Source organism: Rhizorhapis sp. SPR117, assembly GCF_021742065.1.
Genome location: NZ_JAKKIE010000019.1, coordinates 1 through 24,619, shown reverse-complemented (window position 1 = coordinate 24,619; position 24,619 = coordinate 1). Strand labels below are relative to the sequence as shown.

Annotated in this window: 25 protein-coding genes and 1 riboswitch; of the genes, 14 read left to right on the top strand and 11 right to left on the bottom strand. The window is 58.3% G+C overall.

Going from position 1 to position 24,619, the window contains the following annotated elements:
- Positions 1-18: 18 nt before the first annotated feature.
- From L3X40_RS09260 to L3X40_RS09250, 3 genes are all read left to right on the top strand, one after another.
- A complete protein-coding gene (locus tag L3X40_RS09260; protein ID WP_237365361.1) occupies positions 19-414 on the top strand; it encodes a hypothetical protein in 396 nt (131 codons plus the stop codon).
- A gap of 121 nt (positions 415-535) precedes the next feature.
- Positions 536-2,824, top strand: coding sequence for a TonB-dependent receptor (locus tag L3X40_RS09255; RefSeq protein ID WP_237365360.1), 2,289 nt, complete (start codon positions 536-538; stop codon positions 2,822-2,824).
- A 2-nt stretch (positions 2,825-2,826) separates the two neighbouring features.
- Entirely contained in the window at positions 2,827-4,191 is a 1,365-nt protein-coding gene (locus L3X40_RS09250) for a PepSY-associated TM helix domain-containing protein (RefSeq protein WP_237365359.1), read from the top strand.
- A gap of 44 nt (positions 4,192-4,235) precedes the next feature.
- Here L3X40_RS09250 and L3X40_RS09245 read toward each other — a convergent pair whose 3' ends face one another.
- Positions 4,236-5,078: an SDR family NAD(P)-dependent oxidoreductase gene (locus L3X40_RS09245; protein WP_237365358.1), complete on the bottom strand. Its 843-nt coding sequence runs from the start codon at positions 5,076-5,078 to the stop codon at positions 4,236-4,238.
- A 93-nt stretch (positions 5,079-5,171) separates the two neighbouring features.
- Here L3X40_RS09245 and pepN point away from each other — a divergent pair, with 93 nt between their 5' ends.
- Positions 5,172-7,772, top strand: coding sequence for an aminopeptidase N (gene pepN / locus L3X40_RS09240; protein WP_237365357.1), 2,601 nt, complete (start codon positions 5,172-5,174; stop codon positions 7,770-7,772).
- Here the strand turns inward: pepN and L3X40_RS09235 are convergent, their stop codons facing one another.
- Both L3X40_RS09235 and L3X40_RS09230 read right to left on the bottom strand, forming a co-directional pair.
- Positions 7,773-9,044, bottom strand: a complete 1,272-nt coding sequence (locus L3X40_RS09235; protein ID WP_237365356.1) for a multidrug effflux MFS transporter — start codon at positions 9,042-9,044, stop codon at positions 7,773-7,775.
- Positions 9,045-9,093: 49 nt separating this feature from the next.
- Positions 9,094-9,765: an HAD family hydrolase gene (locus L3X40_RS09230; protein WP_272907936.1), complete on the bottom strand. Its 672-nt coding sequence runs from the start codon at positions 9,763-9,765 to the stop codon at positions 9,094-9,096.
- A 101-nt stretch (positions 9,766-9,866) separates the two neighbouring features.
- Between L3X40_RS09230 and L3X40_RS09225 the strand changes: the two genes are divergently transcribed.
- From L3X40_RS09225 to L3X40_RS09210, 4 genes are read left to right on the top strand one after another with little or no spacing between them, the layout of a single operon-like run.
- Positions 9,867-10,976, top strand: coding sequence for an ABC transporter permease (locus L3X40_RS09225; RefSeq protein ID WP_237365355.1), 1,110 nt, complete (start codon positions 9,867-9,869; stop codon positions 10,974-10,976).
- Positions 10,973-11,860, top strand: coding sequence for an ABC transporter ATP-binding protein (locus L3X40_RS09220; RefSeq protein WP_237365354.1), 888 nt, complete (start codon positions 10,973-10,975; stop codon positions 11,858-11,860). Before L3X40_RS09225 ends, L3X40_RS09220 begins: the two co-directional genes overlap by 4 nt.
- Positions 11,860-12,825 (top strand): MlaD family protein, encoded by a 966-nt coding sequence (locus L3X40_RS09215; protein ID WP_237365353.1) that lies wholly within the window; start codon positions 11,860-11,862, stop codon positions 12,823-12,825. Before L3X40_RS09220 ends, L3X40_RS09215 begins: the two co-directional genes overlap by 1 nt.
- Positions 12,826-12,833: 8 nt before the next feature.
- Entirely contained in the window at positions 12,834-13,418 is a 585-nt protein-coding gene (locus L3X40_RS09210; RefSeq protein ID WP_237365352.1) for an ABC-type transport auxiliary lipoprotein family protein, read from the top strand.
- Positions 13,419-13,435: 17 nt separating this feature from the next.
- On the opposite strand, the gene L3X40_RS09205 is transcribed toward L3X40_RS09210, so the two are convergent.
- From L3X40_RS09205 to hisB, 8 genes are all read right to left on the bottom strand, one after another.
- On the bottom strand, positions 13,436-14,989 hold the full coding sequence (locus tag L3X40_RS09205) for an amino acid permease (protein ID WP_237365351.1): 1,554 nt from the start codon (positions 14,987-14,989) through the stop codon (positions 13,436-13,438).
- Between the two features lie 120 nt (positions 14,990-15,109).
- Positions 15,110-15,487 (bottom strand): histidine triad nucleotide-binding protein, encoded by a 378-nt coding sequence (locus tag L3X40_RS09200; RefSeq protein WP_237365350.1) that lies wholly within the window; start codon positions 15,485-15,487, stop codon positions 15,110-15,112.
- 4 nt (positions 15,488-15,491) lie between these two features.
- On the bottom strand, positions 15,492-15,812 hold the full coding sequence (locus L3X40_RS09195; protein ID WP_237365349.1) for a phosphoribosyl-ATP diphosphatase: 321 nt from the start codon (positions 15,810-15,812) through the stop codon (positions 15,492-15,494).
- Positions 15,813-15,878: 66 nt separating this feature from the next.
- Positions 15,879-16,109, bottom strand: a complete 231-nt coding sequence (locus tag L3X40_RS09190) for a PEP-CTERM sorting domain-containing protein (RefSeq protein WP_237365348.1) — start codon at positions 16,107-16,109, stop codon at positions 15,879-15,881.
- Between the two features lie 170 nt (positions 16,110-16,279).
- Positions 16,280-17,056 carry an imidazole glycerol phosphate synthase subunit HisF gene (hisF, locus tag L3X40_RS09185; RefSeq protein ID WP_237365347.1) on the bottom strand — a complete coding sequence of 259 codons (777 nt, stop codon included), beginning with the start codon at positions 17,054-17,056 and terminating at the stop codon, positions 16,280-16,282.
- Positions 17,053-17,787 (bottom strand): 1-(5-phosphoribosyl)-5-[(5-phosphoribosylamino)methylideneamino]imidazole-4-carboxamide isomerase, encoded by a 735-nt coding sequence (gene hisA / locus L3X40_RS09180; RefSeq protein ID WP_237365346.1) that lies wholly within the window; start codon positions 17,785-17,787, stop codon positions 17,053-17,055. The genes hisF and hisA overlap by 4 nt, the downstream gene beginning before the upstream one ends.
- Positions 17,784-18,404: an imidazole glycerol phosphate synthase subunit HisH gene (hisH, locus tag L3X40_RS09175; protein WP_237365345.1), complete on the bottom strand. Its 621-nt coding sequence runs from the start codon at positions 18,402-18,404 to the stop codon at positions 17,784-17,786. Before hisH ends, hisA begins: the two co-directional genes overlap by 4 nt.
- Complete coding sequence (gene hisB, locus L3X40_RS09170) at positions 18,401-18,997, bottom strand: imidazoleglycerol-phosphate dehydratase HisB (RefSeq protein ID WP_237365344.1); 597 nt, start codon at positions 18,995-18,997, stop codon at positions 18,401-18,403. Before hisB ends, hisH begins: the two co-directional genes overlap by 4 nt.
- An 83-nt stretch (positions 18,998-19,080) precedes the next feature.
- Between hisB and L3X40_RS09165 the strand changes: the two genes are divergently transcribed.
- The 6 genes from L3X40_RS09165 to L3X40_RS09140 all read left to right on the top strand — a co-directional run bounded on the left by L3X40_RS09165 (position 19,081) and on the right by L3X40_RS09140 (position 24,401).
- Entirely contained in the window at positions 19,081-19,560 is a 480-nt protein-coding gene (locus L3X40_RS09165) for an SspB family protein (protein WP_237365343.1), read from the top strand.
- Between the two features lie 84 nt (positions 19,561-19,644).
- Positions 19,645-21,030: a class II fumarate hydratase gene (gene fumC / locus L3X40_RS09160; RefSeq protein WP_237365342.1), complete on the top strand. Its 1,386-nt coding sequence runs from the start codon at positions 19,645-19,647 to the stop codon at positions 21,028-21,030.
- A 75-nt stretch (positions 21,031-21,105) separates the two neighbouring features.
- Positions 21,106-21,360, top strand: a complete 255-nt coding sequence (locus tag L3X40_RS09155) for a hypothetical protein (protein WP_237365341.1) — start codon at positions 21,106-21,108, stop codon at positions 21,358-21,360.
- A 31-nt stretch (positions 21,361-21,391) separates the two neighbouring features.
- Positions 21,392-22,033: a guanylate kinase gene (gmk, locus tag L3X40_RS09150; protein ID WP_237365340.1), complete on the top strand. Its 642-nt coding sequence runs from the start codon at positions 21,392-21,394 to the stop codon at positions 22,031-22,033.
- A 54-nt stretch (positions 22,034-22,087) separates the two neighbouring features.
- Positions 22,088-22,198, top strand: a riboswitch (TPP riboswitch).
- A 42-nt stretch (positions 22,199-22,240) separates the two neighbouring features.
- Positions 22,241-24,118, top strand: coding sequence for a phosphomethylpyrimidine synthase ThiC (thiC, locus tag L3X40_RS09145; RefSeq protein ID WP_237365339.1), 1,878 nt, complete (start codon positions 22,241-22,243; stop codon positions 24,116-24,118).
- Positions 24,119-24,254: 136 nt separating this feature from the next.
- On the top strand, positions 24,255-24,401 hold the full coding sequence (locus L3X40_RS09140) for a hypothetical protein (protein WP_237365338.1): 147 nt from the start codon (positions 24,255-24,257) through the stop codon (positions 24,399-24,401).
- Positions 24,402-24,619: the final 218 nt, after the last annotated feature.

Genomic DNA, 24,619 nt, shown 5'->3' with positions numbered 1-24,619 from the left:
ACGGTAGAGGCGCTTCCCATGACGGAGTGGCTCAGGCAATCGGCAATGGGGCGCGGCATATTTGCCGCCGCATTATTGTTCGCCCTGTCGGTGCGGATTCTGATCCCGACCGGATACATGCCCACCGCGTCGGCGCATGGCGTGGTCATTTTCCTGTGTACCGGACAGGGCCCTGTCGAACTGACAGTCGATCTCGGCAAGAAGGCCCCAGCCCAGCATCAGGACCAGAATTCCCACCCCTGTACCTTTGCGACCGGTCTGGGCGGGGGGTTGCTGGCTGCCTCTTTGCCATATCTGCTTTTGTCGACGGTCATGGCCGTGCCAGCCGCGCCGGGCGCAGCCCTTGCTGACTTTACGGTCCATCGCCTTGCTGCGCCGCCGCCGCCCTCGCAAGGACCACCCGCGCTGAGCTGATTGCTCGCGCGGCGGACGCCCTCATTATCGTTCGCTGCTTGTCTGTGCAGGATTGATCCTGCGCTCCTGCCCGCTGTCATCAGCGGCAGACTGACCTTCAGTAAACGGAAATCCACTACCCATGAAATCGTCCCTTATCGCGCTCGCCGTGGCGCTTGTTGCTGCGCATCCCGCCTTTGCCGAAGACGCCGCATCTGCTGATGACGGCGCGCCTCATGCCTCCATCCTGGTCGTTGGCCAACAGGAAGCGCCGATGACCATCGAACCACGCGGCCTGTCCGTCAGCCTGGGCAAGGAGCAATTCGACGGCATCAACGCCTATAATGTCGAGGATTTGATGAAATACGCGCCGGACTTTTTCGTCCGCAAGCGCTTCATTGGCGACAATAATGCGGTGTCCGGTTTCCGCGGCACCCACAGCACGCAATCTGCGCGCAGTCTTGTCATGGTGGACGGTTTCAACATCTCGAACTTTCTGGGCAACAGTTACAACTTCCCGCCCAAATGGGGTATTATCGGCCCCGGTGAGGTCAAGCAGTTCGATATTGTCTATGGCCCATATAGCGCGCGCTATCCCGGCAATTCGATGGGTGGCATCGTCAACATCACCACCCGCGACCCCGAAGACGCCGAAGCATTCGGCAAGGTACAAGGCATCTACCAGAACTACCGGCAATATGGCACGGATGAGGAGCTTTATGGCTGGTCGGCAGAGGGCGGCTTCGGCCTGAAGCAGAAGGATGGACCGCTGGCGTTCCGCATATCGGCCAGACGTCTGAAAAATCAGGGCCAACCTCAGCAATTCTACGCGCTGACAAGCGCCGGCAATGCGACTGGCGCCATTCCAGTGACGGGCGCTGTTGCGGATACGAAAAATCCGTCTCTGCCGCTTTATTTCGGCGATTATTCCGCCGTCGATACGACACAGGATCAGGTCCGGGCAAAGCTGATTGCCGATACCGGCACGATCAAGCTGTCCTGGCTCTTCACCTATTGGTGGAACACAGAGGATGAGACCCATCCATCCACCTATTTGCGTGGCATGAATGGTGATCCCGTCTTCGGTGGTGCTGGCGGTTCGGTAAAGGTGCTGTATGACGGCACAGCCTATATCGCCAATGGGTCCAACCTCACCATTCGCGACAAACGCGAATGGCTGGGCGGATTCAGCGCGGAAGCGGGTCTGGACAGGAACTGGAATGTCCGGTTGAACCTGTCCACCATCCGCACCGACAGCCAGCGCGTGCGCACGTCCAACGGCTATACGAATGGCAAGACGGAGGGAGCGGGCACGCTGACGCTCGCCGGGCCGACCGGCTGGTACACGGGTGACCTGCTGCTGACCGGCGATGTGGGGCGCAATCATCTTGCCCTCGGCATCAACGCCAACCTCTATGAAACCGACCAATCGCAATATGCCACGACCAGTTGGCGCGCCGCAACGGGTCAGATCTTTCAGAACAGAGCCTTTGGCAAGAGCCGCCAGATCGGCTTGTTCGCGGAGGATGAGATTGCGTTCACCGACAGCCTGTCACTGACGGCAGGAATTCGCGCCGATTTCTGGCGCGCATTCGGCGGCGGCATGGAGCAGATGATGGGCAGCTCTCGCGCCGCCAGCACCTATGCCAGCCGCAGCGACAGCGTCATCAGTCCCACCCTCTCACTGGCTTGGGCGGCCGCGCCGGATTGGAATGCACAATTGAGCCTCGCGATGGCCACCCGTTTCCCGACTGTGGGCGAACTGTTTCAGGGCAGCCTGACCGGCGATGGCCAGTTCGATCCGGACAGCTTCGATCCTGATCTGAAGCCGGAAAGGAGCCATGACGCCAACTTCATCATCCGCCATGACGCGGGCAAGGTAGCGATCACCGGCAGCCTGTTTTATCAGCATGTGAAGGACGCACTGTTTCGCTTTACCGGGCTGCTCAACAGTGGCGCAACTTTTACCCGCAACTTCAACATCGACCGCACCCGCCAATATGGCGCGGAACTGATTGCCGAGGCGAAGGACTGGCCAATCGCGGGCATGAATATGGACGGCAATCTCGCCTGGATCGACAGCACCGTCACACGCAACGATGCCGATCCGACGACGGAAGGGCATCAGTTCCCGCGCATTCCACGCTGGCGGTTGAGCGGTAATGTTCGTTATCATGTGACGCCTGCGATATTGACCAGCCTTGGCATACGCTATGCTTCGCGGCCCAATAGCGACCTCAATGGATTGCAGCGCGGCGACACCTATGGCTATGCGTCGGAATTCTTTGCGCTCGACGCGCGTGTGGCATGGGATGTGAGCAGCAACGTCACATTGTCCGCCGGGGTCGACAACATCACCAACGACCGCGCCTGGGTCTATCACCCCTATCCGCAGCGTACATTCCTGATTGAAGCGGGCTGGAGGCTTTGACCATGACGGCCATCACCAGCAGACCGGAGTCCCTGTACCGAACCGTCTGGCGCTGGCATTTTTATGCCGGGCTGTTCTGCGTGCCATTCATTCTTTGGCTGTCCGTGACGGGCGGCATTTATCTGTTCAAGCCACAAATTCAGGCACTGATCGACCGCCCCTATACAGGCCTTGCCTATAGCGGCCCGCTCGCTCCGCCCTCGGTACAAGCGCAGGCAGCGGTCGATGCCGTGCCGGGATCGGTGTTGCACCGCTACGTGCTGTCCGAACGGACTACCGACGCAACCCAGATCATCGTTGGTGTCGGCAGCCGCGAAACACGGGCTTATCTGAACCCGCAGTCACTGGAAGTGCTCAGGACGGTGGGGGAGGAGGATCAATTCCTGCGCCAGATATTTCGCCTGCATGGCGAATTGATGGCTGGACGATGGGGATCGGCGCTGGTTGAGCTGGCTGCGAGCTGGGCTATCATCATGATTCTCACCGGTCTGTTCCTCTGGTGGCCGCGTGGCGGGTCGGGCTTGGCCGGAACGCTCTATCCCCGCCTGCGAGCGGGTAAACGTGTCCTGTGGCGTGATCTGCATGCGGTAACAGGCGTCTGGGTGTCGTTTTTCGCCATATTTTTGATACTCAGCGGCCTGCCCTGGGCAAAAAATTGGGGCGACTATCTCGGTACAGTCCGATCAATTGCCGCCACGACCGTTGCCGAACAGGATTGGTCGGCAGGCAGCGAGGCCGATGCCCAGGCAACAGCAAGGTTGGATGCAGGCGCCCGGGCCATGATCGAACATAGCGAGCACGGCGGAATGACTATGCCCCATATGGCCGATTCATTGGGCGCGCTCGATATTCTGGTTCCCCGCACCAAGGCTTTACATCTGGCCGGCCCCGTCGAAATTTCGCCGCCGAGCACGATCGAAGGCATCTGGACGGTCAAATCCAACGCCCCTAACCGCCCATTGCGCACCACCATAGAAATGGACGGTCGCACCGGCACGATTTTCAGCAGGGAGGATTTCAACCAGCGCCCGTTCATCGATCGGGTCGTGGGCTATGGCATCGCCCTGCATGAAGGCGCGTATTTTGGTCTTGCAAATCAGCTTGCCGGGTTGGCAACCGTATCAGGGCTCTTCCTGCTTGCTGTGTCCAGCGTGATCATGTGGTGGAAGCGCCGCCCGGGCGGTAGTCTGGGCGCCCCGCCGCCGCAGGGTGTTATTCGGCATAGCTGGCTGCTGGTTTCGGTAGTCATTGGCCTTGGTTTTTTGGTGCCGCTTTTTGGCATCAGCCTTGCGCTCACACTCATTGTCGAACGCTGTTTACTCAGACGGCTGAACAAAGCGCCGCATTTTCTGGGCTTGCGCGCATAGCGATAGTTGCGGCGCGCGACTTTTCTGCGGATCAACATGGTTCGTCATCCGCGATCCGTTGGATTGTCGATGGTTGGCTTGGTCGTCGCACTGCGGGCAAGGTTGGCAAGACCGCTTTTGTAGGTCGAAAATCGCGGTCGCCAACCAAGTACGCGCTTGGCTTTGCCATTGGCGATGCGCCGGTTTTCAGCATAAAAGCCAAGGGCTGCGGTGGAAAGCCCTGCTTCCTGAAGTGACAACAACGGCGGCAGAGGCTGGCCCAGCAGGTCGCAACCATGTGCAATAACCGCGTTCTGGCTGGCAGGCAGATCATCGGCCAGATTGTATACCCCCGCTGGTCCTTTCAATCCTGCGATTACGCCTGAAACGATATCCTCGACATGCACGCGGCTGAATACCTGACCGGGAAGATCGATGCGATGCGCTTTGCCCTGCTGAATGCGATCAAGCACGCTGCGTCCGGGTCCATAGATACCGGGCAAGCGAAAGACGTGAACATCATCACGCAAAGCCTGCCATGCCAGATCAGCGTCTGATCGCGCGCTTCGCCGTCCGCTGCCAATCGGCGCGGTTTCATCCACCCACGCCCCTCCCGTATCCCCATAGACCCCTGTCGAAGAAAGATAGCCGGTCCAGATTGCGGGCGCGGCAGCAATGGCAGCGCCATAGTGAGACAGTACGGGGTCCTCGCTTCCAACCGGCGGCACCGAAGAAAGGATGTGCGTCGCTCTATATAGTGCCGCGGCCACTGTTGGCTCATCATCAGAGGCGATAGCGCTGCCATCAGCGCAGCGCCGCGTTCCAGTGACCTTCCAGCCCATGGAACGCAAGCGCTCAGCCAATCGGCCACTGGTGTAACCCAGGCCAAAGATCATCATATGTGACATCGAAGCCCCTCTACCGCGATTTTTCCATGATTTGGAGGAGAAAAGCCGCGCTTGGGTCATTGTGCGCAAGCACGCGGCAAAGTAGAAAAAATAATGGCCGACAAACAACACATGCAAGCCCCGAGTCCCGCTGTCATTCGTCGCGCGGATTATCGTGCGCCTGATTGGTTGGTGCCGCAAATCGCGCTGGACTTCTCCCTTGATCCTGCCGTGACCCGCGTTCGGGCCATCATGACAGTTGTGCGCAATGGCGATCATCAGCGCCCCATAAAGCTTGACGGCGACGCACTGGTGCCTCTGGTGGTCAAGGTTGACGGCGTAGAACGCAATCAGGATGGCTGGACATTGCAAGCAGGGGCGCTGGTAATTGACCTGCCCGGCGACCGGCATGAAATTGAAACGTTGGTTGAAATCTGTCCCAAATCCAATACGCAGCTTATGGGCCTTTATGCCAGTGACGGCCTGCTTTGCACCCAATGTGAGGCTGAGGGTTTCCGTCGTATTACCTTCTTCCCCGACCGGCCTGACATATTGAGCCGCTATAGCGTCCGAATGGAAGCCGACAGGAAAGACTGCCCTGTGCTGCTGACCAATGGCGACCCGGTGGCCAGCGGCGACCTGGAAGGTGGTCGGCACTGGGTCAAATGGACCGATCCCTACCCCAAACCCTGCTACCTGTTCGCCATGGTGGCAGGCAATTTACAGGTCAATACGGACACCTTCACCACCATGTCCGGCCGCAAGGTTTCGCTTGGCATCTGGGTACGGGAGGAGGACCTGCCACGGACAGGCCATGCCATGACCGCGCTCAAAAACAGCATGGCGTGGGATGAAAAAACCTATGGCCGTGAATATGACCTGGATGTGTTCAACATCGTCGCCGTGTCCGACTTCAACTTCGGCGCGATGGAGAACAAGGGTCTCAACATATTCAATTCACGGTACATCCTGGCTGATCCCGAAACCGCAACCGATGCCGATTATGACGCGGTGGAGGGCGTGGTTGCGCACGAATATTTTCACAACTGGTCGGGCAATCGCGTCACATGTCGCGACTGGTTCCAATTATCGTTGAAGGAAGGCTTCACAGTCTTTCGGGATCAGCAATTTTCCGCCGACATGGGCTCAGCCGCAGTCAAGCGCATTGAGGACGTCCGCGTGCTCCGCGCCGCGCAGTTTCCGGAGGATGGAGGCCCGCTTGCTCATCCGGTCCGCCCCGAATCCTATATGGAAATCTCCAATTTCTATACCGCGACCATCTATAACAAGGGAGCAGAGCTTATCCGCATGATGGCGCTGATGCTGGGTCCCGAACGATTCCGTAAAGGTGCCGACCTTTATTTCGATCGTCATGATGGTCAGGCGGTCACCTGCGAGGATTTCGTCCGTGCGATGGAGGACGGCGGCGGCATCGACCTTTCACAATTCCGTCTGTGGTACGAACAAGCTGGCACGCCGCGTGTCAAGGCGCTGTTGTCCCATGACGTCACGACCGGTCAGGCGACGCTTTCGCTGGAACAGAATATTCCGCCGACACCCGGCCAAACCAACAAGAAGCCTGTGACCATTCCCTTGCGTGTGGCCCTTTTCGATTCAACGACGGGCACGCATCAAGGTGATGAGTTGCTGATGCTGACGCAAGAAAAACAGCAATTCGATTTTAATGGCTTTCCCGCTCCGCCGGTCCTGTCCATCAACCGCGGCTTTTCCGCGCCCGTCATCGTCGACACCAATCGCAGCCAGAAGGACCTGGCTTTTCTGTCGGCTCATGATGATGATCCATTCGCCCGATACGAAGCGATGCAGCAACTCATGGTGAATGTCCTTATGGCCAGCATCGCTGGCGGCGCCGCCGACGCTACGCCAATTATCGAAGCTATCCGCCGCACATTGTCAGATACAGGCCTGGATGATGCCTTCATCGCCGATACGGTCACGCTGCCCAGTGAAAGTTATCTGGGGGATCAGATGAATATCGTCGATCCGCAGAGCATTCACGCAGTGCGTGAAAAACTGCGTGCAAAAATTGCCCGGCGGCTGGAAAAGGAATGGCGAGACGTCCACAGCCGGACCAGCGCCAACAGTTTTTCCCTGTCCCCTGCGGCCAAGGGTGCACGGCGGCTGCGTAATACAGCGCTTGCCTATATCAATGCGGCCGATTCAGCCGATGCTGCAAAGCTTGCTTTCACTCAGTTCAAGCAAGCCGACAATATGACCGAGCAGCACGGTGCGCTGTCGGTTCTTGCCAATGGGTCAAGCAGCGAACGTATTGCTGCGCTCGACATCTTCTACAACCGCTATCGCGATAACGCGCTGGTGCTCGACAAATGGTTTCAGACGCAGGCTCTCGCCACGCGTAATGACACGGTTGAACAGGTCATGGAGCTTGCTGCGCACAGGGACTTCACGCTGGCCAACCCCAATCGGGCCCGCGCGCTTTATGGCGCTTTTGCCGCAAATCAGTTTGGCTTTCACCATCATTCGGGCAAGGGTTATACGCTGCTGGCCGATGCGATTATCGCGCTGGACAGATTGAATCCCCAGACTGCGGCCCGTCTGGTCCCGCCGCTCGGACGATGGCGCCGCTTTGGTGAACAACGCGGAGCCGCGATGCGGGCTGAGCTTCAGCGGATTCTTGCCGCACCGGGACTGTCAAAGGATGTGACCGAACAGGTCAGCAAAAGTCTGGGATAATTACCGCAAGGGTTGCGGTATTTTGGGCGTCCGGGGGCGCGTGAACAACCTGCCCCTCTCGGCCCAGAACACCCATAGCAGCGAAAGCAGGCCGCAGGAGAGGAAACCAAGCGCCAAAGGCGCAGTCGTGCCGTTGAACTGCGATCCGATAAAGGTGCCGATCATCGCCGAAATGAGGGTGGTAAGGCATGCCTGAAACGACGATGCCGCTCCAGCCCCGCGCGAGAACGACTCCATGGAAATCGAACCGAAATTGGAACCGGTGAACGCAAAGCTCAGCATCGTCAGCGCCTGAATTACCACAAAGCTCCAGACAGTCTCCATGCCCGCCAGAGCGATGCCTGAGTGCACGGCGGACAATGCGATAAAAAACATCAGCGATCCCTGGCTCATGCGCCGCGCACCGATACGTTCGACAAGGCGACTGTTGCAAAAGCTTCCAAGCGCCATGAAGCCTGCAATGCCCGCAAATGCGTAGGGAAATACGTCAGGTAGATGAAAAATGTCGAAAAATATCTGCTGTACCGACGTGATGAAGCCGATCAAAGCGCCCATGGCGATCCCGGTCGCCATCATATAGCCGAAGGCCGTGCGGTTGGTGATGATAGTCCAGAAAGTCGTGGTTATATCGCCAATGTTGATATGTACCCGGTTTTGCGGCGTGAGCGTTTCGGGCAGCCGCAGTGCAGTCCACGCCATAACAATCGCGCCGATTATCAACAACGCAATGAAAATCCAGCGCCAGTTTGCTACATACAGGATGAGCTGGCCAAAGGTCGGCGCCAGGATTGGCACGATCATGAAAACGATGAACACCGTCGACATGATGCTCGCCATGCGGTCGCCGACAAAGCGGTCGCGCACGATGCTGATGGCGACGACACGCGTCGCGGCGGCAAAAAAACCCTGCGCGGCACGGCCAGTCAGCATCACGGTGAAATCTTGCGCCAGCGCGCAAAACACACCGGCCAGAAGGTAAAGCGACAGGCTGACGAGGAGCACCGGCTTGCGCCCGAAATTGTCGGACAAAGACCCATAAAAGAGCGATCCGATGCCTAGTCCAGCAAAATAGGAGCTAACAATCCATTGGCGCTGATTATCTTCAACGATACCCAATGCCTCGCCCATTGCCGGAAGCGCGGGCAGCATAGGATCGATCGACAGCGCATTCAGTGCCATAAGCGCCGCAACCAGAGCGATGAATTCGGGAAATCGCAGCGGAAAATCTTTTCCGCTCGTCCCGCTTACAGGCATATGACGATCATGCTGCATTGCAGCGCATATGGCTGGTACAGGCTTAAACTTCCAGTAGAAAAGCGCTTCATGCCCAATCGAGTCTTGGCCAGCCGCGTTCCAATGCCAGCTTTGCAAGCGGAGGATGTGGCTTGACGGCATAGGCCTCATCGGAAAATTCCAGCATCGGTGCGTCCGACACATGATCGGAATAAGCGCGTATGTGGCTGTTGGTACGCGCAATGCCCTCGCTTGCCATCCAGGCCTCGATCATCCGCAACTTGGCTATGTCATAACAGTTTTCACCTGCGATCTTTGCCCGAACATAATCGAGATCCTGATTGAGATGATCAGTGGCAATGACCGCGTCAAAGCCCAGCCGCGCCGCGATCGCCTCTACATATAGCCGGTAGGATGCGGTGGCGAGAACAAGCCGGTAGCCCTCCGCCCGATCCTGCGCAATTCTGTCCAACGCGCCTTTGCGGACGTTCTTCGCCATCACCTTGTCCGCATAGCTTTCGATATGCGGCTGCAGCTTCGTTCGTCTGACATTATGCCCGATCATCAATGCCTGATTGATTTCCTTCAACCGCGCGCGTGGAATGAGGCGCAGCACATAGGCAAGCATGACAAAGGGTATGAAAAACGCCAATATCAATCGCCAGGGCGCCATCTGCGCACTGACATGCAGCAGAAACGGCGTATAGGTTCCCGAAATAGTGATGGTCCTATCCATGTCATAGATGGCGATTCTGTCCATGCCGTCGGTCCGGATTTCCCTGTTTCATTCTGGATTCCCAAGCAGGTAACCACCGCTTTGCTCTTGCCGTGCCATCGATAATATCCCACTGTCCACCGCAAATGACGAACAGGGCGGATTATTGTGAAGAGGAAACCGACGGTGGCCGGATCATTCGGCTGACCGGCAGCCTGTCTATCGCCCATCTGGAAGATTTGCCCAATCGATTGGCGGCGCTGGAAGGCGACGTCGCTTTGATTGACGTAAGCGCTATCGAACATGCTGATACCATTGGTGCATGGTTGATCCACCGTACAGCGCGTGAGCATAACGCACGGATCGAAGGCGCCGATGCTGACACGCAAAGGCTGATCGAAGAAGTTAGCAAGGCCGATCAGCCGGCTGATCTGCACCCGCCCTATGTCCCTGCTCTGCACCGGGTACTGGGTGAAATTGGTCAGGCTACGATCGTTGCGGGCCAAACCCTGCTCGGCATGCTTGGCTTTTTTGGGGGCACGCTCGTCGCATTCTGGAACGTGATGCGCCACCCGAAGCGTTTTCGGGTCAACGCGGTAGTACAGCGCTTCGAAGTAGTTGGCGTATCGGCGCTCGGCATTATCGGGCTGATGAGCTTTCTGATCGGCATTGTCATCGCGCAACAGGGATCGGTCCAGCTTCGCCAGTTCGGCGCAGAGGTGCTGACGATCAATCTGGTCGGCCGAATCACCTTTCGGGAACTTGGCGTGCTGATGACCGCAATCATGGTGGCGGGACGGTCGGGTTCCGCTTTTGCCGCACAGCTTGGCACGATGAAGCTGACTGAGGAAATTGATGCCATGCGCACCATTGGCGTATCGCCCATGGAAGCGCTGGTGCTGCCCCGCGCGCTGGCGGCGATCATCATGATGCCGTTACTCAGTTTTTATGCGTCCATCATCGCGATCATCGGCGGTGGTTTTCTTTGTGCAATTGCGCTCGACATCCCCCCCATCACCTTTGTTCAACGGCTGCGGGAGGTGGTGCCGATCACTGATATTTATGTCGGACTGGTCAAAGCCCCTGTGTTCGGCATGATCATCGCCATTTCCGGCTGCTTTCAGGGCATGCAGGTCAAAGGTAACGCCGAAGAAGTCGGCCTGCGCACCACTGCGGCCGTCGTGCAGGCGATTTTTCTGGTCATCGTGCTGGACGCTTTTTTCGCGGTCTTTTTCACCTGGGTTGGCTGGATATGACGGACGGCGAGCAAGCGGCGGCCGACGAGCAGCGCGTCGAAGAGGCGGCAAAGAGCGCCGAAATTGCCATTTGCGTACGCGACCTGCGCAACAGCTTTGGCGAACAGGTGGTGCATGAAAACCTGGATCTTGATGTACGGCGCGGCGAAATTCTGGGCGTGGTCGGGGGATCAGGCACCGGCAAGTCGGTATTAATGCGCGCAATTATCGGCCTGCAGATTCCGGACAAGGGCGAAATTCAGGTCTTCGGCGAATCGATGATCGGTCGTGCGGACGACGAAGCCACTGCCATACGCAAGCGCTGGGGCGTCTTGTTTCAGGGCGGGGCACTGTTTTCCACACTGACGGTGGCGGAAAATATCGAAGTACCGCTGCGGGAATATTATCCGGAACTCAACCCGCAATTGCGTGAGGAAATAGCTTCATACAAGATACAGATGGCTGGCCTTCCCGCCGAAGCCGGCCCCAAATTCCCGGCAGAGCTGTCCGGCGGCATGAAAAAGCGCGCTGGTCTTGCCCGGGCACTGGCGCTTGATCCTGACCTCCTCTTTCTCGACGAGCCGACCGCAGGTTTGGATCCTATCGGTGCCGCTGCCTTCGACGACCAGACACGGCGCCTGCAACAAACTCTCGGTCTGACCGTATTCCTTATCACGCACGACCTCGATACGCTTTATGCAATTTGCGACCGTGTCGCGGTCATCGCCGACAAACGCGTAATTGGAGTCGGGACGATCGAGGAGCTGCTGGCAACCGATCATCCCTGGATTCAGGAATATTTCAACGGCCCGCGTAGCCGGGCGGCGAAGGCGTCATTCAATGCACATGAAGTAGACTTGAACGGCAACCCCGGTCATAAACAGCCCAAAGGCGGTGGGAACTGATGGAAACACGATCCAACCATATATTGGTCGGCAGCGTCGTGCTGGCTTTGCTGGCGGCGGTAATTATCGCTGCGTTCTGGTTTTCACGCCTGGCGAGCGGTGATGAACAGCTTTACGATATCTATTTCGGGCAGTCCGTTAATGGCCTTGCCAAGGGATCGGGCGTCAGCTTTTCGGGCGTGCCGTCGGGACAGGTGAAGGAAATCGAACTCTGGAAACGGGACCCGAGTTTTGTCCGCGTCCGCATCGCGGTCAAGGAAGACGTCCCCATTCTGCAGGGCACGACCGCAACCATTCAAGGCGTTGGTTTTACCGGGGTCTCCGAAATCCAACTGGATGGGGCGGTAAAGGGCGCGCCGCCGATCACTTGCCCCCGTACGAACATCAAATCCGAATGTCCCGATGGCGTACCTGTCATTCCGACCAAGCCGGGAGCGCTCGGCGAACTGCTCAATAACGCACCACTATTGCTGGAGCGCCTGTCGACCCTGACCGAACGGCTGACCGAATTGCTGTCCGACCGCAATCAGGCAAGCATTGCTTCCATATTGGCAAATGTCGAAAAGCTGACTGGATCGTTTGCCGACCGTGCGCCGGAAATCGCGGCGATGCTCGCGCAGACGCGAATCGCCATTGAACAGGCTGGCAATGCTACTGAACAGATTGGCAAGCTTGCCGGCACGACGAACGAATTGCTGGATCAGCAAGGTCGCCCACTGATGGCCGATCTGCAAAAAACCGTGCAAGCCGCCCAGCGCAGCATGGACAATCTTGATGCGGCGCTCAGCGAAGCACGGCCCGGCCTGCATACCTTTTCCACCAAGACCATGCCCGAGGTCGATCTTCTGGTCCGTGACCTTCGGACTATGTCGAAATCGCTAAGTGATGTTACCGAAAAACTGAATCAGCAAGGTGCAGGTTCGCTATTGAGTTCGCCGAAGTTGCCAGATTACAAGGGAAAATGAGATTGCTCATGCGCAAATTGCTCCTGCCCCTACTGCTTGCCGCACCGCTGGCAGCTTGTGTCAGCTTTGGTGCGAAAACGCCCGAACGCCTTCTGACGCTAACGGCGCAAAGCAGGCTTGAGGCCGGAACGGCCCGATCAACTGCTAACGGTCGCAGCCTTGTCGTGGCGGTTCCTGAAACGCCACGAATGCTGGATACCAATAGAATTCCGGTACAGGTCGACGACACGTCAGTCGCTTATGTCAAGGATGCCCAGTGGGTGGATCAGCCCGGCCGTTTGTTCCAGCGACTCCTGTCTGAAACCATTGCGGCAAAGACCAACCGCGTGCTGTTGGACCCACGACAATATTCAGGTGAATCGAATACGCAGTTGACAGGCGAATTGCTGCGCTTTGGCATCGATGCCCAAACCAACGAAGCGGTCGTGACATATGATGCGACTCAGATGGGAGCCGATGGCGCCACCATCATGAAAAAACGTTTTTCAGCAAGCCGCCCGGTCGGCGCGATCAAGGCCGAGCGCGTGGGCGGCTCCCTTAATGACGCTGCCAACGACGTGGCCGCACAGGTGGCAAGCTGGGTAAGCGAATAACGCTGGCCCGGCTGGACTCAGGCGTCCTTTCCGCCCGGCGTTGATGCGCCCGGCATCGGCGGAACCGGCTGCGGCGGAATGTCGACATCCTCTTCATGCATTTCCGTCAGACCGCGCCCGACATGGCTCTTGCGATAGCTATAGAGGAAGTAAACGATCATACCGATCACCGCCCATCCGACAAACAACAACTTGGTATCATCCGACAGGCTGAAAAACAGATAGGCGCAGCCCGCAACTGCAATGGGCGCAGTAAAATACAGGCCCGGCGTACGAAAGGGACGTTTGCGGCCTGGATCGGTTCGGCGCAGCACCAGAACCGCAATCGCCACCGCCGCAAAGGCGAAAAGCGTGCCCGAATTGGAAATGTCCGCAAGCTTGCCCACTGGGAAGAACGCCGCAAACAAAGCCACGAAAATGCCCGTCAATATCGTGATGACGTAGGGCGTATGAAATTTCGGATGCACTTTCGAAAAGACTTCAGGCAACAGCCCATCCCGGCTCATCACGAAGAAAATACGCGTCTGGCCGAACATCATCATCAAGATGACTGAGGGCAGAGCCAGGCCTGCCGCAAGACCGATGAGATTGCCAATCTGTGTCCAGCCGATTTCGCGCAACGTCCAGGCAAGCGCTTCCTTTGAACAAACGACAGCGGCTTCATGGATAGCGCTGCATGCCTGCGCCAGTTCGATGGTGCCCGGATTAAGCGCTCCGCCATCAGGACCGCCCACTGGTTGCGCACCCACACTGCCAATCACGCCAGCGGCAACAAGAATGTAGAATATGGTGCAGATGGCGAGCGAACCAATCAGGCCAATGGGCATGTTCCGTTGGGGGTTTTTGGTTTCCTCTGCGGCTGTCGATACCGCGTCAAAGCCGACATAAGCGAAGAAGATGGAGGCCGCCGCCGCCGAAATACCAGCAAAGCCAAGCGGCGCAAACGGCTGGAAGTTTTCCATGTTGGCGACCGGCAACGCCAGAATGACGAACAGGGTCAGCGCCGCTACCTTGATTGTAACCAGCACCGCATTGACCATGGCGCTTTCGCGGGTCCCGATAACGAGCAGCCATGTGACGAGACCTGCAATCCCCATAGCGGGCAGATTGATCAAGCCGCCGTCAAACGGCCCGCGGACCAATTCCTTGGGTATATCTACATGAAAGGCATTTTCGATAAGGCCAACGACATAACCCGACCATCCTACCGATACCGCGCCTGCGGCAACCGCATATTCCAGAATCAGCGCCCATCCGACCATCCAGGCGATCAGTTCGCCCATGACGGCGTAGCTGTATGTATAAGCAGATCCAGAAACCGGCACCATTGCCGCCATTTCGGCGTAACAGAGCGCAGCAACCGCGCATACGAAACCCGCAATCACGAAGGACAGCATCATGCCCGGTCCGGCCTTCTGCGCGGCCTCGGCGGTCAGCACGAAAATGCCGGTGCCGATAACGGCGCCCACGCCCAGCATGGTCAGTTGAAATGCCCCCAAAGAACGAGGCAGTGATTTTTTCTCTGCAGTGGCGAGAATGGCGTCAAGTGACTTAATGCGGCCAAAGATCATGCAAAAATCTCTCTGCTTGGGACGAGCCAGCAGGACACGCCTCCCCTTATCGGGCAGAGACTATCGTTAAAATCACGTCACGCAAGTATATTACAAGCCAACGCAACAGATATAGGAAAACTACCGCGCCAACATGGGACCCAGTGGCTGTCCGGCAAAAATGTGGACGTGCAGATGGGGTACTTCCTGATGACTGTCCGGTCCGGCATTGGCGAGCAGCCGGTAGCCGCGTTCCACCAACCCTGCATCACGCGCGACCTTACCCACCGCTCGGATGAAGCCCGCAATTTCCGCGTCATCGGCGTGGCGCGAGAAATCGTCCCAACTGACATAAGGCCCTTTGGGAACTACCAGGATGTGGGTCGGCGCCTGGGGATTGATGTCGTGAAAGGCGAAAGCGAATTCGTCCTCGTAAACCTGCTTGCATGGAATCTCTCCACGCAGGATCTTTGCGAAAATATTCTGGTTGTCATAAGGCAAAGTTGCATCGACAGCCATGGCTCTACTCCGCTTTTCTGGACGCTTTTTCGTCGATGCCGGATACACCCTCCCGCCGGTCAAGCTCCGCCATGACGTCATCGAAGGACAAGTCCATGTCCGCCAACAGAACCCCAAGGTGGAACATCAGATCCGCCGCTTCGTCTGTTACCGCCTTTGCGTCGCCACCCATTGCAGCGATCACCGTTTCAACTGCTTCTTCACCCAGCTTTTGCGCCATCTTGGCGCGTCCGGCAGCGGTCAGTTTGGCAACATAGGAAAGCGCCGGGTCACCGACCCGGCGCTCCTTGATGGTGTTTTCCAGTCGTTTCAGGGTTCCGCTCATATCCGCAATTGGGACATGCCCCCCGGACCCGTCAACTGGAAAATCTTTGGTCCACCTTCAAAACGTTTATTTTTCGGCCTTGCGTCCGGCACGTTTACGGCTGGATCGACGGCCGATCATCAAGCCAACGACACCTGCTGCGAACAGAGCGAAATCCGTCGGTTCCGGCACGGAAATTCCTCCGCTCGATCCACCAGACGAACCGCCATGGTGGTGGCCGCCCCGTGTGGCATTCGCCGGCGAGGCGAGGAATATCAGGGCCATGGAAGTAGCCAGCGCAGCATGTTTGAAAATCATCGGTCAATCCTTTGGTCAGCGAATAAACATATACCAAAAGATATGCATCGAATGTGCCATTTCCCCTTCCGCAGCGGATTACCGTGAACAGTTTGGTTAACAGCTCGAAATGAGATTAGGTTAATGTAAAGGCTTCCGACATTAACCATCTCTCGGAGGGCTGCCTTGGGTCAGCTGGCCTGAACCGCCGACCGCGTCGCTATACCGGCAGCCGCCAGCGCCGCATGCGCCTCTGCAATGCTGTGCTGGCCGAAATGAAAGATGGAAGCGGCAAGCACGGCGCTGGCATGACCCTCCACCACGCCTTCGACCAGATGTTGCAGCGTGCCCACACCGCCGCTGGCAATTACCGGCACGGAAACCGCATCCGCAATGGCCCGCGTCAATTCCAGGTCATAGCCCCGCCGCGTACCATCGCCATCCATCGATGTGACCAGCAATTCGCCCGCGCCCAGTTCCGCCAGCCGCGCCGCATGCCCCAGCGCGTCGATTCCGGTCGCGCGCCGTCCGCCATGCGTGAAGATTTCCCAGCGCCCTTCCCCTGCGCGCCGCGCATCCACGCTTGCCACGACGCACTGGCTGCCAAAGCGATCGGCCAGATCGGAAACCAGTTCGGGCCGCGCGACCGCCGCACTGTTCACCGCCACCTTGTCGGCGCCCGCAAGCAATAGCGCTCGCGCATCGTCGGGGGTACGGACGCCACCGCCGACCGTTAGCGGCATGAAGCACACTTCCGCAGTACGTCGCACGATATCCAACAAGGTACCGCGCGCTTCATGGCTTGCCGTTATGTCCAGAAAGCACAGTTCGTCTGCACCCGCCGCATCGTACAGCCGCGCCTGTTCGACCGGATCGCCCGCATCGGCAAGGTCAACGAAGTTGACACCCTTCACCACGCGCCCGTTGGCAACGTCCAGACATGGGATGATGCGGGTGCGGACCGTCATGACGCCGCGGCCAAAGCCAGCGCGGTTTTCAAATCCAACCGTCCGTCATAGAGCGCGCGGCCGGTAATAACGCCTTCGATTCCGTCTTGCACATGCAGGCTCAAGATACGAATATCGGCAATTCCAGCAACCCCGCCGCTGGCGATTACCGGGATGTCGGTAGCGCGGGCGAGGTCCACCGTCGCCTCGACATTGCATCCCTTGAGCAATCCATCACGCCCGACATCGGTAAACAGCAAGGCCGCGACCCCGGCATCCTCGAATCGGCGCGCCATATCGGCCACGGGCATATCCGATTTCTCTGCCCAGCCTTCGGTTGCGACAAAGCCATCGCGGGCATCGACCGCAACCACAATACCACCCTCAAATTCTCGCGCTACATCCTTCACGAATTCCGGGTCCTTAAGCGCTGCTGTCCCGATCACCACGCGAGACACGCCCAGATCAAACCAGCGCTCCACCGCCGCACGGTCGCGTATGCCGCCGCCAAGCTGAACATGGCCCGGGAAAACATCGATGATACTCTCCACCGCTTGCGCATTGACTGCCTTGCCCGCAAAGGCGCCATCCAGATCGACGACATGGAGGAACCCTGCACCGGCTTCCGCGAACAAGACAGCCTGCTGCGCCGGATTGTCGCCATAGACGGTGGCGCGGTCCATATCGCCTTCGGCCAAGCGCACAACTTGTCCGCCTTTCAAATCAATGGCGGGGAAAACGATCAGGCTCACGGATGCCACTCCAAAAAGCGGGCGAGAAATTCCAGCCCATAGGTCTGGCTCTTTTCCGGATGAAATTGCACGCCGATGATATTGTCCCGGCCAACCGCCGCAACCAGCGGTCCACCATGATCGGTCCGCGCAATAACATCGGCATCATCGACCGCATCAAAATGATAGCTGTGGAGAAAATACGCCTCGCCCGGCACAATCAACGGGTGTTCGCGCACCACCGCCACATCGTTCCAGCCCATATGCGGCACCTTGATCGCCGGGTCCTCCGGTTCGATCATTCGCACGGCGCCGGGAATCCAGCCCAGTCCTTCATGGATGCCATGCTCCTCACCCCGCTCGGCCAAAAGCTGCATCCCAACGCAGATGCCAAGGAACGGCACTCCATGCGTTCGCACTGCTTCCTCCATCGCTTCCACCATCCCGGGGACAGCGACCAGTGCGTCCCGGCAGGCGCGAAACGCGCCCACGCCCGGCAGCACGATCCGCGCCGCGCCGCGCACCAATGCAGGATCGCTTGTCACCTCGACATGCGCCGCACCCGCTTTTTTCAACGCATTATAAACGGAATGGAGGTTGCCTGCTCCATAATCCACCAGAGCGACGATGCCGGTCATTGCCCGCCTAGCGTACCCTTGGTCGAGGGGACGCTATCGGCCTTGCGCGGGTCAATTTCGACCGCGGTGCGCAATGCGCGGGCCAACGCCTTGAAGCAGCTTTCGATGATATGGTGATTGTTGGCACCGTACAGATTTTCAATGTGTAGTGTGATGCCAGCCGATCCCGCGAAACTGTGGAACCAGTGTTCGAACAGTTCCGTATCCATTTCGCCCAGACGCGGCGTTGAAAATTCCGCCTTGAACACCAGGAAGGGCCGCCCGCTGATGTCCAGAGTGCAACGTGTCAGCGTTTCATCCATCGGCGCATAAGCATGGCCGTAACGCGTGATACCTTTGCGGTCACCCAGCGCTTTGGCAACCGCCTCACCAATGGCAATGCCGGTATCTTCGGTTGTGTGGTGCTGATCGATATGCAGATCGCCCTTTGCGCTAACCTTCAGATCGATCAGCGAATGGCGCGACAATTGCTCCAGCATATGGTCCAGAAAACCAATGCCCGTCGAAATTTCATATTCGCCCGTACCGTCGAGATCAATTTCGACGTCGATCGACGTTTCCGCCGTCTTGCGATGGATTTCCGCGCTGCGCATGGCGATCCCTATAACGCCAGAATCATTCCATGCAACAATGTCGGTGCTTGACCCGCCCGATGCCTGCGTTACGAAGGGCAATCATGAGTGACGACCTGCCAGACAGCCTGATTCCCTATGACGAAATCGTGCAGGAAGCCTTGCGCGCCGTTGTCGGCCGCGTTTTGGGCGAGATTGAGGCGTCGGGCGGCCTTCCGGGCAGCCACCATTTTTACATCACATTCAAGACCGGCGCACCGGGCGTATCGATCCCTCAAAGGCTGATCGAGCGCTTTCCCGATGAGATGACCATCGTACTCCAGAATAAATTCTGGGATCTGAAGGTCACTCCGGAAGGATTTGAGGTCAGCCTGACCTTCAACCAAATTCCTTCCCTGCTCATCATTCCCTTTTCAGCAATCACCGCCTTTGTCGATCCCGCCGTCAATTTTGCGCTGCAATTTCAGGTTCAAGGCGCAGGCGAAGAGCCCGAACCACATGAAGAAGCGGAAAACGACATCCCGCCTGCAACAAGTGAAGACGGCTCCAACGTCGTCACGGTCGATTTCGGCAAAAAGAAATAAGCCCGGCAGAAAGGCTGGCTTTTTTCTCGGCGTCTCCCAATATCGGATTGTCACCCTGATTGGGCGGCATCAGGAGCGTTCATCATGCCCGACACCCGCATAGAAACTGATTCGATTGGCCCCATAGACGTATCGGCCAGCGTCTATTGGGGCGCGCAGACCCAGCGCAGCATCGAAAATTTCCCCTTCGGTCCAGCCGAACATATGCCCATCGGCATCATCCACGCACTCGCTATCGTCAAGCAGGCCGCCGCACGCATCAACACCCGCCACGGCCTTGATCCGAAAATTGCCAAAGCGATAGAGGATGCCGCCATCACCATTCGATCGGGCGAACTGGACGATCAGTTCCCTCTGGTCATCTGGCAGACCGGTTCCGGCACGCAATCCAACATGAACGTCAATGAAGTCATTGCGGGCTATGCCAATGAACAGCTTGGTAAAAAGCGTGGCGGCAAGACGCCAGTTCATCCCAATGACCATGTCAATCGGGGGCAATCCTCCAACGACAGTTTCCCCACCGCAATGCATATCGCCGCGGCGCGTGCCCTGCATGGCCATCTCCTTCCCGCACTGACCCGCCTTCATGCCCGTTTGGCCGAGCAGGCCAGGCGCTGGGACGATATCGTAAAGATCGGCCGCACTCACTTGCAGGATGCAACGCCTTTGACTTTGGGCCAGGAATTTTCCGGCTATGCCACCCAGGCCGCAGCGAATATTTCGCGGCTGGAGGATGTTCAGCCGCGTCTATACGCGCTGGCGCAGGGCGGCACGGCGGTCGGCACGGGCCTTAATGCCCCGCCACAATTCGCGGAGGATATGGCCTGCGAAATCAGTGCGATCACCAGCCTTCCCTTCACCACCGCGCCCAACAAGTTTGCCGAGCTTGCCGCACACGACACGCTGGTGGAACTATCGGGCGCACTCAACACCCTTGCCGTTTCGCTGACGAAAATTGCCAACGACGTCCGACTGCTCGGTTCCGGCCCGCGGTCAGGCCTTGGCGAGCTGGATCTGCCAGCCAATGAACCGGGCAGCTCGATCATGCCGGGAAAGGTCAATCCCACCCAATGCGAGATGTTGACCATGGTGGCCGCGCAAGTGATCGGCAATCACACTGCTGTCACCGTTGGCGGGCTTCAGGGACATCTGGAACTGAACGTCTTCAAGCCTTTGATCGGGGCCAATGTGTTGCGGTCGATCGGTCTGCTTGCAATCGGCATTCACAGTTTCAACGAGCGCACACTGGCAGGGCTTGAGCCCAATCGTGCCCGTATTGCCGAACTGGTCGAACGGTCGTTGATGCTGGTCACGGCGCTTGCGCCTGAAATCGGCTATGACAAGGCGGCAAAGATCGCCAAGCACGCTCATGAAACGGGTCAGACATTAAAGCAGGCGGCATTGGAACTGCGAATGATCGATGCTGCAACGTTCGATCGTCTGGTCCGCCCTGACAAGATGGTGGGGTAGCAAGAAGGCGCGCCGGTTGCGTGGCGTTGGCCGGACCTTATATCTGAATGCAAGAGGGCAAGAAAGGACATGGTCATGCTGCACAAGATCGCACGCGTCGTCATCACCAATCACGTGAAGTCGGAGGGCGCCAAGGCAGGGCCGCTTGGCATGTTGGCCGGTCTTGCAGTGGGCACGGTGATGCGCCGGTCCGTGCCGGGTGCGATCATCATCGGCGGCGTCATGGTGGCGCGTCAACTTTTAAAGATAAAGCGCAATGTCAATGCGAAACGCGCCGCTGACGTGAAAGCGGCGGTGAAAGACGCCGACTCCGCACCCGACCCCTCTTGACCTTTCCCCTGTGCTTGCGCCACTAGCGGCCATGGCACTGACTGATCCGCCCGCCCGTCGCGGCCTCCTGTTCGTTCTTTCGTCCCCCTCGGGGGCCGGCAAGTCCACCATCGCACGCAAACTTCTCTCTGCCGATGGGCATATCAAGCTTTCTGTGTCCGCCACGACCCGGCCAATCCGTCCGGGCGAAACCGACGGTGTCGACTATCATTTCGTCGACGAGGCCCAGTTCAAGAAAATGGCGACGGACGGCGAATTCCTGGAATGGGCGCATGTCTTTGGCCACCGTTACGGCACCCCGCGCGCGCCGGTTGAAGCTTCGTTGGCGGAGGGGCAGGATGTCCTGTTCGATATCGATTGGCAGGGCGCACAACAACTGTACCAGCAGGCAGGCGGTGATGTTGTGCGGGTTTTCATCCTGCCTCCTTCGATGAAGGAACTGGAACGCCGCCTGCACAGCCGCGCCACCGACAGCGACGACGTGATCGCTGCCCGCATGGAGCGTGCCGCGGCCGAAATCGGCCACTGGGACGGCTATGACTATGTTCTCATCAACAAGGACGTAGACGCCTGTTTCGAACAGGTGCGCGACATTCTGGCCGCCGAACGCCTTCGCCGCAGCCGTCAGACCGGCCTGATCGGCTTCGTGCGGAGTTTGACCAAGGGCACATAAGGACCGGCCCGGCAGATTAACCCTTTCCCTGCCCCGGCAAAGCCCCTACATTGCCCACCATCCCCGGGGGACCACAACGATGTGGTTGAGAGGTGGCTGATCGCGCCACGACCCGCTGAACCTGATCCAGTTGACACTGGCGGAGGGAGGGAGTGGTTTTTCACCCGAAACGCCGCTTATCTCTCCCCGCCACGAAGGAGAGTATAGATGGCAGACATTCCCGCCCGCACCGAAATGCGCGTTACCACTGGCCCGATCCGGGGATCTAGGAAGGTCCATGTCGGCCCGCTGAACGTTGCCATGCGCGAAATCGACCTGGAAGGCGGCGAGGCGCCTGTCCGCGTTTACGATACATCCGGTCCCTATAGCGACCCCAAGGCCCGCATCGACATCATGGCTGGCCTGCCCCAGCTTCGTCGCGAATGGATCATGGCGCGCGGCGATGTCGAGGCATATGACGCCCGCGAGATCAAGCCGGAAGACAACGGCCTGAAAGGTCCCGACCGCTCCGCTGGCGTCGCCCCCTTCCCCAATGTCGTCAAACGCCCCCTGCGCGCCAAATCCGGCATGAATGTCAGCCAGATGCACTATGCCCGCAAAGGCATCATCACGCCGGAAATGGAATATGTGGCCGAGCGTGAAAATCTGGGCCGTGCGCGACTGGTCGAATATGTCCGCGATGGTGAAAGCTTCGGCGCGAGCATTCCCGACTATGTCACCCCCGAATTCGTCCGCGACGAAATCGCCCGTGGCCGCGCCATCATCCCCAACAATATCAACCACCCCGAATCCGAACCGATGGCGATCGGCCGCAATTTCCTGGTGAAGATCAACGCCAATATCGGCAATAGCGCCGTCGCATCCGATGTGGCGAACGAAGTCGACAAGATGGTGTGGTCGATCCGTTGGGGCGCGGACACGGTGATGGACCTCAGCACCGGTCGCAACATCCATGACACCCGCGAATGGATCATCCGCAATTCGCCCGTCCCCATCGGCACCGTGCCAATCTATCAGGCGCTGGAGAAAGTCGGCGGCGTGGCCGAGGACCTTACATGGGAAATCTTCCGCGACACCCTGATCGAACAGGCCGAACAGGGCGTCGATTATTTCACCATCCATGCGGGCGTCCGCCTCGCCTACATTCCGATGGCGGCAAAGCGCGTCACCGGCATCGTGTCGCGCGGCGGCTCGATCATGGCAAAATGGTGCCTTGCCCATCACAAGGAAAGCTTCCTCTACGAACATTTCGACGAGATTACGGAGATCATGAAGGCGTATGACATCGCCTACAGCCTGGGCGACGGCCTGCGCCCCGGCTCCATCGCCGACGCCAATGACGAAGCGCAGTTTTCCGAACTCTACACGCTGGGCGAATTGACGCACAAGGCATGGGCGCAGGATGTTCAGGTGATGATCGAAGGCCCCGGCCATGTGCCGATGCACAAGATCAAGGAGAATATGGACAAGCAGCTACAGGTATGCGGCGAGGCCCCCTTCTACACCCTCGGCCCGCTGACCACCGACATTGCGCCGGGATATGACCATATCACCAGCGGCATCGGCGCGGCCATGATCGGCTGGTACGGCACGGCGATGCTTTGCTATGTCACGCCCAAGGAGCATCTGGGCCTGCCCGACCGCGACGATGTGAAGGTCGGCGTCGTCACCTATAAACTCGCCGCCCACGCCGCCGATCTGGCCAAGGGGCATCCGGCAGCCCAGGTGCGGGACAATGCCCTGTCAAAGGCGCGCTTCGAATTTCGCTGGCGCGACCAGTTCAACCTGTCGCTCGACCCCGACACGGCGGAGGAGTTCCACGACCAGACCCTGCCCGCCGAAGGTGCGAAGACCGCCCATTTCTGTTCGATGTGCGGCCCCAAATTCTGTTCGATGCAGATCAGCCAGGAAGTCCGCGACTTCGCCGCCAAACAGAATCAAGGCGTCGAAGGCTTCATCGCCACCGGCCCCACCGGCGCGGAAACCGCAGCGGCCAGCAAAGCCGCCGCGATCAAGGGCATGGAAGAAATGAGCGAACGCTTCAAAGAGAAGGGCGGGGAGATTTATCTGCCAGCGGAGGGGTAACGGTCGTACACAACCAGCCAAATCGTCATTCCCGCGAAGGCGGGAATCCATTTCCTGAACTCTTCACCAGAGACAACGCTGGGAGATGGATTCCCGCCTTCGCGGGAATGACGAACAATAGGATAGAAGATGTCCGATGAGCAGGAAATTCATTCAGGTGGAGGAATCCGTTGCCGGATGGCACAAGGACCCGACCTATCGCTCCGCCTATGACGCGCTGGAGAAGCTCGCGGCGGCAACGAAGTTGCGGGTGCATTTTGAACCGATTGGGACAAATAAATAACATGAAAGGCTGAAGGCATGGCTCACGATCTTTGGTACATGCTTCAGGATCATGAGAAATATGTCTATCATTACACGCGTAGCTGTACGCTAGTTGAGCATATACTGCCTACAAAAAAGCTTCGTTTATCTCCATTCAGCAAGCTGAATGACTGACCGGCTGATGCCGGTAGGATCAAGTGGAGGGGCTGAAGCCGTTTCTGTGGGAATGCCGGTCCA

Excerpts from the sequence above, each read along its gene's own strand:
- L3X40_RS09195 (WP_237365349.1), bottom strand. The coding sequence starts at position 15,812 with ATGAGCGGAACCCTGAAACGACTGGAAAACACCATCAAGGAGCGCCGG.
- thiC (WP_237365339.1), top strand. The coding sequence starts at position 22,241 with ATGGCAGACATTCCCGCCCGCACCGAAATGCGCGTTACCACTGGCCCG.
- L3X40_RS09235 (WP_237365356.1), bottom strand. The coding sequence starts at position 9,044 with ATGCAGCATGATCGTCATATGCCTGTAAGCGGGACGAGCGGAAAAGAT.
- L3X40_RS09255 (WP_237365360.1), top strand. The coding sequence starts at position 536 with ATGAAATCGTCCCTTATCGCGCTCGCCGTGGCGCTTGTTGCTGCGCAT.
- fumC (WP_237365342.1), top strand. The coding sequence starts at position 19,645 with ATGCCCGACACCCGCATAGAAACTGATTCGATTGGCCCCATAGACGTA.
- L3X40_RS09225 (WP_237365355.1), top strand. The coding sequence starts at position 9,867 with ATGACGAACAGGGCGGATTATTGTGAAGAGGAAACCGACGGTGGCCGG.
- L3X40_RS09140 (WP_237365338.1), top strand. The coding sequence starts at position 24,255 with ATGAGCAGGAAATTCATTCAGGTGGAGGAATCCGTTGCCGGATGGCAC.
- pepN (WP_237365357.1), top strand. The coding sequence starts at position 5,172 with ATGGCCGACAAACAACACATGCAAGCCCCGAGTCCCGCTGTCATTCGT.
- hisF (WP_237365347.1), bottom strand. The coding sequence starts at position 17,056 with ATGACGGTCCGCACCCGCATCATCCCATGTCTGGACGTTGCCAACGGG.
- hisH (WP_237365345.1), bottom strand. The coding sequence starts at position 18,404 with ATGACCGGCATCGTCGCTCTGGTGGATTATGGAGCAGGCAACCTCCAT.
- L3X40_RS09260 (WP_237365361.1), top strand. The coding sequence starts at position 19 with ATGACGGAGTGGCTCAGGCAATCGGCAATGGGGCGCGGCATATTTGCC.
- L3X40_RS09245 (WP_237365358.1), bottom strand. The coding sequence starts at position 5,078 with ATGTCACATATGATGATCTTTGGCCTGGGTTACACCAGTGGCCGATTG.
- L3X40_RS09220 (WP_237365354.1), top strand. The coding sequence starts at position 10,973 with ATGACGGACGGCGAGCAAGCGGCGGCCGACGAGCAGCGCGTCGAAGAG.
- L3X40_RS09215 (WP_237365353.1), top strand. The coding sequence starts at position 11,860 with ATGGAAACACGATCCAACCATATATTGGTCGGCAGCGTCGTGCTGGCT.
- L3X40_RS09230 (WP_272907936.1), bottom strand. The coding sequence starts at position 9,765 with ATGGACAGAATCGCCATCTATGACATGGATAGGACCATCACTATTTCG.
- L3X40_RS09200 (WP_237365350.1), bottom strand. The coding sequence starts at position 15,487 with ATGGCTGTCGATGCAACTTTGCCTTATGACAACCAGAATATTTTCGCA.
- gmk (WP_237365340.1), top strand. The coding sequence starts at position 21,392 with ATGGCACTGACTGATCCGCCCGCCCGTCGCGGCCTCCTGTTCGTTCTT.
- L3X40_RS09190 (WP_237365348.1), bottom strand. The coding sequence starts at position 16,109 with ATGATTTTCAAACATGCTGCGCTGGCTACTTCCATGGCCCTGATATTC.
- L3X40_RS09165 (WP_237365343.1), top strand. The coding sequence starts at position 19,081 with ATGAGTGACGACCTGCCAGACAGCCTGATTCCCTATGACGAAATCGTG.
- L3X40_RS09205 (WP_237365351.1), bottom strand. The coding sequence starts at position 14,989 with ATGATCTTTGGCCGCATTAAGTCACTTGACGCCATTCTCGCCACTGCA.
- L3X40_RS09155 (WP_237365341.1), top strand. The coding sequence starts at position 21,106 with ATGCTGCACAAGATCGCACGCGTCGTCATCACCAATCACGTGAAGTCG.
- L3X40_RS09250 (WP_237365359.1), top strand. The coding sequence starts at position 2,827 with ATGACGGCCATCACCAGCAGACCGGAGTCCCTGTACCGAACCGTCTGG.
- L3X40_RS09210 (WP_237365352.1), top strand. The coding sequence starts at position 12,834 with ATGCGCAAATTGCTCCTGCCCCTACTGCTTGCCGCACCGCTGGCAGCT.
- hisB (WP_237365344.1), bottom strand. The coding sequence starts at position 18,997 with ATGCGCAGCGCGGAAATCCATCGCAAGACGGCGGAAACGTCGATCGAC.